Raw genomic sequence first — 6,642 nt, forward strand, 5'->3', positions numbered from 1 at the left:
AGTTTTTTCCGCTTGAAGTTGAGTCCCCCTCCGATTTCCGAGATGATTTCAGCTTGCGGGTAGAGGTTGCTGAGTGCTGCGACTTGTCGGTTAAGCTCTGGTTGCTGGGCACGACTGCTAACTCTGGCATAGAGGACGACATTTCGGTTGTTGTTGCCAGTTTTAGCGGTATAAGACTCGACGTTGTAGCGCCTTTGTCCTGATGGGGTTCTGATGGTTTCAATCGAGCCATTTTCTTCCCATCGACGGAGGGTTCGTTCATTGACTCCAAGGATTTGGGTCGCTTCCTTGGGTTTGACATACCTAGCAATAGGAATATCCTCAATTCTCCTGTAGCATTATACTTTATTGTCCGGTATTGCCCAGAAAATTTGAAATTAAATCAATCTCTTCGATCGCCATCCCCTACAGCTGGAAGCTCAAATCGTCCACAGTAAATTGACCGTCAAAAGCACTGAAGGTGATTCGGTAGATATTTGGCGCTTTGATACTCAGGGGTGTGTTGGGGGGTATTTGGGAGTCCGATCCGGCTAAGTTTGGCCCTGGCATCTCCACTTGAGTAAGCCGCTGATTATCGCGATCGTAGGCAGATAGAACAAGTCGCTGGGAACTGGTAACAAACGCTTTGACAAAGCAAACCGGATGCAGGAAAGTCGCTTCCAACCATCCTGTCTTGGGAGCTCCCATCAGTACTGTAGCTCCAGAGCGAGCGGGAAAAGCTGGGTTAGAGGGATGGATAGCTATGCAATTATGAAAGATCGCTCCCCAGCGTTGAAACTGTCGATCTACTACTTCAAAACACTTAAGATCTTCCAGGTTCAAATAAACATAGCCCGGTACACTCACGAGCAAATCGGATTCCGATGTAGTTTGGCCACGGCTGGGGGAAGCGAAAAAAGTCGGTGCATCGATCTCATCGATCGCCAGCCCCACTCGTCCCAATGGCCCAAAGCCATCTGACTGAGGGCTGTACTGCTTAGACATAACACTTTCTGAGTACATTTCCTAATAAACCAGATCGACTATAAGCGGTTTTTTGAACTCCCAATCACGAGCAAAACCTTAGTAATGTTTTAAAAATCGCTTCAGAGTTTACGCCACGCTATGCTTAAATCTAAAGTTGCTTCGATCTATCTAAGATTATGCTGTTAGACTAACATGAAAAAACTTGCGTGGGGTCTCACCCCCCATACGGATCGTTAATTGCCGTAATGCGCTTGTATTAGCATTTTGAAGGTCAAAACGCTTCAGTACAAGTGCTGAAAATTTTACCTAATCTTTACAGAAAAGCAAATTATCTTCAACTAAATCGCTAAGAGTCCCCCGCTATATCTTCATTTCTACTAAGCTGGGTAAAAATCAACCTACTGCCAGAAGATAAAGTGAACCGCCATCATCAATCAATAGGTAAGTAATGAGATTTATCTATGTTTCAACCACCCGGCTTTGAACAACGATCGGTGATGACATCCCTCGGCAGAATGGTATATTACACAGCCCAAGGGGAATTATGGGGGCGTCAAGATGCTACTGGTGCAGAAGATCTGCCTACTTTGGTATTCTTGCACGGCTTTGGTGGCGGGTCATTTGCTTACGAGTGGTCTAAGGTATATCCCGCTTTGGCGACGGAATACCGTATTTTGCTGAGCTAGTCGGTAGGGTAGGCAAAAGCCCACCCCAGTGCTGTCAAATTAGCTTTTGATCCGCACATCGATAACGCTGGAGTTGAAATCATAATCGAAGCCTTCCAATTCGATCGGCGTACCGACTTTGATTTTATTGTTGCCGAGAACGGGGCCGTTGTTAGTGATTTGGGCTTTGCCAGTTAAAGTAATTACCATATCTGTGCTAAAAGTATCCTTTCGCGGATCGGGAAGTGCTTTGACGGAACCATCGGGTTGGGGAACGACTACAGTTCTGGGCAGTTCTTTGACGGCTTTGATCTCAACCTGACCGTAGGGTTGATTGCGGATAATGATATTGGTTTTCTTTTTGGTCTGAAACTGCTTGATTAACTCTTGGGGGTTACGAATGCTCAAACCCCTGACAACGACATCAACTTCGACGGGTCTTGTCGGTACTCCTAATTGAGCCACGGAACCGGAAGTACCGGGAAAGAAAAAGATACCTACAATAACGAGCAGAATCACTATAGCTGCACCCACGTCCAGGATGCTGAGCTTACCTAACAAGCGACCTTGAGAGTCTAAAATCTTTTTCATGAGAATTTTCCGTTGCTAATTGAGAAAGGGGTTTAGTGAGAAATACCTGCCAGCCAATTATTGTAGAAATTTAGCGACAAATTGAACAGCCAGGGGTGAGCGGGGGAGTCGGTGAGCGGGGGAGTTGGGCAAATGACTGATGTGCAATATGGTAGAACTCAACTGCGATCGCAAAAACTAAGATGGCAACTTGAACTACTCAAAATGCGTCTGTCTTATAAACTTCTTGTACTCAAGCTTGTTCCGGAAAGGCGATCGGAATTAATTGTTTCTCAGATCGATCTGCTATGTTGAACCTCAAGTCGATATTTTTCGCTCGTTTCCGTCGGCGCTGGTATTATTCGTTACTTTCTGCGCTCGTGGCATTGACCCTATGCGTGACCGCGCTTCCTGCCACCCAAGCACTGCCGTTGCAAGATTTGATTTTTCAGGGAATTCAAATTATACAGCTATCTAAAATATCCGATCGGCAGGAAGTCCAGATTGGGCGGCAGATTAATACACAGTTACTGTCGAGTCAGTTTCCGCTTTATCGGAATTCGCAAATTGCGGAATATGTCGATCGGGTGGGACAGCGTTTGGCAGCTGTGAGCGATCGCCCCAATATTCCCTACACATTTCAGGTGGTCAGAGACAATAACATCAATGCTTTTGCCACAATGGGGGGATTTGTCTACGTTACTACGGGGTTGCTGGTGGCGGCAGATAATGAAGCGCAACTGGCGAGCGTTTTGGGTCACGAAATCGGTCACATTGCCAGCCGCCACTCGATCGAACAGATGCGTCAGGTAGCGATCGAACGCGGACTGGCGACTGCGGCTGGACTGAACCGCAATACTATGGTAGGGCTGGGCGTGGATTTGGCAGTTAACCGTCCTCAAAGTCGTAAGGATGAATTGGAAGCCGACCAAAGGGGATTGCGAAATATCAGGCAAGCGGGCTACGCTGAATCGGGAATAGTTGGATTTATGGCAAAACTGCTCGGTCAACCTTCGCCTCCCAGCTTTTTAAGTACTCATCCAGCTCCGAAGGATCGGATTGTGGCCTTAGAGCGGGCGATCGATCCAGCTAGGGCTAATGTTGGCGATGGTTTGGACGAAACTGAATATAGAGTGAATATTCGACCGCTGCTGCGATCTCGCAATGGTTAGTTATGGAAACTGGGTTTCTTGAAGAAACCCGGTTTTGAGCTACTGACGGGCTAGTATTTGGTTTGGTTCAACCTTTGCTACTGCTTCTTGTAGCGGTAAAGTGCGAATTGAGCCGTCAAACACATTGACTTGATAGACAAGCTGGTTGGTGATATCCAATCCGGTCAACCAACCACTTTTGCGATGATATGCGCCTGTGTCAATATCTAACCAACCCTGTCCTTGGGCAATTTTTCCTGGGGGGATGTTCGGTAGGGTAAAAGTGATGGTATGACCTGTAATGATTAGTTTATCGGGGAAGTAAGGTTTGGGTATACAGTGAAATTCGTCCCGAATCCAACAAAATTGGTCGGCGCTTTGCTCTGTAATGGGCATCTGGGGATGGACGCCTGCATGAACTAGCCAGAGATCGCCCAAATCTAGATAAGCTGGTAGCATCCGCAACCAGTCTATGTGTTCTGATGGAATGCGGGATTCTGGGTAACTGGCGATTGTGGCGTTTCCGCCACTGTAGAGCCAGACTTGTAGTATGTGAGCTTGTGGTTTTCCGTTGGCGAAGCTGTCGAGCAATAGTTGCTCGTGGTTTCCCAGCAAACATGGATAGGAGTTTGTGAGGACAAACTCGACAACGTGAAAACTTTGTGGGCCACGATCGATTAAGTCTCCTAAGAAATAGACTCGATCGTCTTCCCCTGGTGCGATCGCCTCTAATAAGGTCATGAGGCCGTTGTAATGACCGTGAACATCACCGATAATGATGCGACGGTTGGTAGTTTCGCTCATCCGGCTTTCTTTGGCAAAATACTGGGTAAGAATTTATATATAGCCTGCACTGGCTGGTTGATCAACTGGAAAGTTAGCAACTGCTGTCAGCACCCTGCTAACTTAATTATGCAGCCGATCGGCAAAAAAAGCGCTTGTGGTGATTTTTTATGCTAATGACTATTAACGCGCTCAAGCAACCTACCAGATGGGAATGGGTTGTACAAGCTTTAGCCAACCTGGATACGATTTTGCTGGATCACTCCCACTGCGAGCGCAAGGCGGCTGGGGTGGCCATAAATTTGATGTTTCGGTATCCTTCTAATACTAAGTTGGTGCGGATGCTGACGGCGATCGCTCGCGAGGAATTGGAACACTTCGAGCTGGTCAACCAGTGGCTGGAACGGCGGGGTATTCCGCTTGGCCCACTGCCAGCGCCTCCCTACGGTGCTACTCTCAACTCGGAGATTCGCCGCGATGAACCGATGCGGTTGTTGGATACTTTGCTGGTCTGCGGTTTGATAGAGGCTCGCAGTCACGAACGGCTGGGTTTGTTAGCCGATGCCTGTCCCGATCGGGAGTTAGCCCAATTTTATCGCGGTTTGATGGCTTCGGAGGCCCGTCACTTCGGAGTTTATTGGATTTTGGCAGATACTTATTTCGATCGGGAAACTGTGATGCAGAGATTGGAGGAATTGGCGATCGTGGAAAGTAATGTGCTGGCTACTTTGCATCCTCAACCGAGAATTCATAGCTAAGTAAATTGTTCAAAATGTCATCGGTCACCAGATGCCAGGATTTTGGGTTTTGGATTGCCTATGCAATGAGCAATCGAGCTTTAAATTCGGATTTTTTTTGATTATTACCTTGAAAGGTGTTGCTTAAACCCCCTTATTTCACTCAAGACTGTAAGTGGCGAACAAGGATGAACAATGAATTATTACTATATCTACAAATAGTCTGATTAGAGACCCAGAATTTCTATAGATTTTTCCAGGACTTCATCCGGATCGAAAGGCTTTGTCATATACAAATCTGCACCTGCATCATTTCCTTTTTGTTTATCGAACTCCTGTCCTTTCGCTGTCAACATCACAATATAAACCTCATACATCCCCAATTCTTTTTTGACGGCGTTACATACTTCAAACCCGCTCATTTTAGGCATCATTACATCCATAAATACAAGTTGAGGTTTTTCTCTTTTGATGGTTTCTAGGGCTTTTTCGCCGTTGTCTGCCATCAGCAGTTCTACCCCTTTGTCTTCCAGATCTTCTAGCGTTTGTTCCATCAGAACTCTGATGTGAGGCTCATCATCGACTATCAATATTTTTTTGCTCATAAAAGTGACCTCTTTACTGAAAGAAAGTTGATTTTTTGTGAAGACCCTATGTCTGCGCGATCGTTACACTTTTTTAGTGTAAATGAGTCCGTTAAACGCCAACCAAGAGACATGATAACACTTCGATTTTTGAGTATTTTTTTTACTTCTATTTCACCATTTAAAATTTTCAAAGTTGTTCATATCTTTCGTTTTGTTCCTCTGCTAATAAAAGAAAGAAAACATTTTCCATACCCTTTTCAAACCGCAAAGTTTTGATGAGATTGTGTTGCTCTGAAAATCCGCCATCAACAATAATCATATCTGGTTTTACCGCTAGTGCCTTTTCAATGCCATCCTGGCTGTTAGATGCCTCGACAACGGTGTATCCTTTGGAAATTAACACACTGGAAAGGGTTTTTACTGCGGAGGCATCTTCATCGACGACCAGAACTTTCTTTTTCGAGGAACCCTGAGAGATCAGTGTATCGATATTCCTGAGCAGAGATTCGGCATCGATCGGCTTTTGCAAATAGCGGTCTATCCCCAGAAGATAACCTCGTTGTTTATCTTCAAAGATCGATATAATGATAATTGGGATATTCATGGTCTGCGGGTCGTTTTTCAGCACAGCAGCTACATCAAAACCATTGATTTGAGGCATCATCACATCCAGGATGATTAAGTCGGGTTTTTCTCTTTTTACTTGGTTAATCGCATCTACCCCATCTTTAGCTTCTCTGATTTTATAACCTTCTGGTTCTAGTTGCTGCCTGAGAAGGGTGCGAATGTTCTCATCATCATCGACGACCAGAATAGTTTTGCGCTCCAAAGAGGTAGAAGTTGCTGTTTGTACGAAGCTTTCTTTCAGTTGCTTTACTAAAATGTCGATCGATATCTTGTCTGGCTGAGCTATAGCTGCGTTAACTATTGGGAGAGTAAATGAGAAATTACTCCCGTGTTTTGGTTGACTTTCTACCCAAATTGTGCCGCCGTGATGTTCGACTATTTGCTTGCAAATTGGCAGCCCCAAACCGCTGCCTTTCGGTTTGTCTGTCAGGGTATCGCCTACCTGCTGAAACTTCTCAAATACCTTGTGTAAATCTTCGGGAGCTATCCCCATCCCTGTATCGATGACACTGACAATAATTGCCTCGCTTTGCGGGATTGCTTTGACTGTACAAGC

9 protein-coding genes and 1 pseudogene are annotated in these 6,642 nt (G+C 45.6%); 4 read left to right on the forward strand and 6 right to left on the reverse strand.

What is annotated here, in order from left to right; all coding sequences use genetic code 11:
* Positions 1-326: recombinase family protein (locus tag ACE1CD_RS00935; RefSeq protein ID WP_374798095.1), on the reverse strand; the 326-nt coding region annotated here is incomplete at its 3' end.
* Positions 327-405: 79 nt separating this feature from the next.
* Positions 406-984, reverse strand: coding sequence for a hypothetical protein (locus tag ACE1CD_RS00940; protein ID WP_374797975.1), 579 nt, complete (start codon positions 982-984; stop codon positions 406-408).
* A 443-nt stretch (positions 985-1,427) separates the two neighbouring features.
* Between ACE1CD_RS00940 and ACE1CD_RS00945 the strand changes: the two are divergent.
* Positions 1,428-1,643, forward strand: a pseudogene (locus ACE1CD_RS00945) (alpha/beta fold hydrolase); the annotation flags it as partial.
* Between the two features lie 48 nt (positions 1,644-1,691).
* On the opposite strand, the gene ACE1CD_RS00950 reads toward ACE1CD_RS00945, so the two are convergent.
* On the reverse strand, positions 1,692-2,222 hold the full coding sequence (locus ACE1CD_RS00950) for a DUF4330 domain-containing protein (protein ID WP_374797977.1): 531 nt from the start codon (positions 2,220-2,222) through the stop codon (positions 1,692-1,694).
* Between the two features lie 132 nt (positions 2,223-2,354).
* Between ACE1CD_RS00950 and ACE1CD_RS00955 the strand changes: the two genes are divergently transcribed.
* A complete protein-coding gene (locus tag ACE1CD_RS00955; RefSeq protein WP_374797979.1) occupies positions 2,355-2,516 on the forward strand; it encodes a hypothetical protein in 162 nt (53 codons plus the stop codon).
* Positions 2,510-3,373 (forward strand): M48 family metallopeptidase, encoded by an 864-nt coding sequence (locus ACE1CD_RS00960; RefSeq protein WP_374797981.1) that lies wholly within the window; start codon positions 2,510-2,512, stop codon positions 3,371-3,373. Before ACE1CD_RS00955 ends, ACE1CD_RS00960 begins: the two co-directional genes overlap by 7 nt.
* 39 nt (positions 3,374-3,412) lie before the next feature.
* On the opposite strand, the gene ACE1CD_RS00965 is transcribed toward ACE1CD_RS00960, so the two are convergent.
* The gene (locus ACE1CD_RS00965; RefSeq protein WP_374797983.1) at positions 3,413-4,156 is read right to left on the reverse strand and encodes a metallophosphoesterase family protein; all 744 of its coding nucleotides are present in this window, start codon (positions 4,154-4,156) and stop codon (positions 3,413-3,415) included.
* A gap of 149 nt (positions 4,157-4,305) precedes the next feature.
* On the opposite strand from ACE1CD_RS00965, the gene ACE1CD_RS00970 reads away from it, so the two are divergent.
* Positions 4,306-4,893, forward strand: coding sequence for a tRNA-(ms[2]io[6]A)-hydroxylase (locus tag ACE1CD_RS00970; protein WP_374820858.1), 588 nt, complete (start codon positions 4,306-4,308; stop codon positions 4,891-4,893).
* A gap of 206 nt (positions 4,894-5,099) precedes the next feature.
* Here ACE1CD_RS00970 and ACE1CD_RS00975 read toward each other — a convergent pair whose 3' ends face one another.
* On the reverse strand, positions 5,100-5,477 hold the full coding sequence (locus ACE1CD_RS00975; RefSeq protein WP_374797987.1) for a PleD family two-component system response regulator: 378 nt from the start codon (positions 5,475-5,477) through the stop codon (positions 5,100-5,102).
* A gap of 169 nt (positions 5,478-5,646) precedes the next feature.
* A partial coding sequence (locus ACE1CD_RS00980) for a response regulator (RefSeq protein ID WP_374820861.1) occupies positions 5,647-6,642 on the reverse strand: 996 nt, incomplete at its 5' end.

It is taken from the genome of Aerosakkonema sp. BLCC-F183, assembly GCF_041929145.1.
Taxonomy (GTDB): Bacteria; Cyanobacteriota; Cyanobacteriia; order Cyanobacteriales; family Aerosakkonemataceae; genus Aerosakkonema.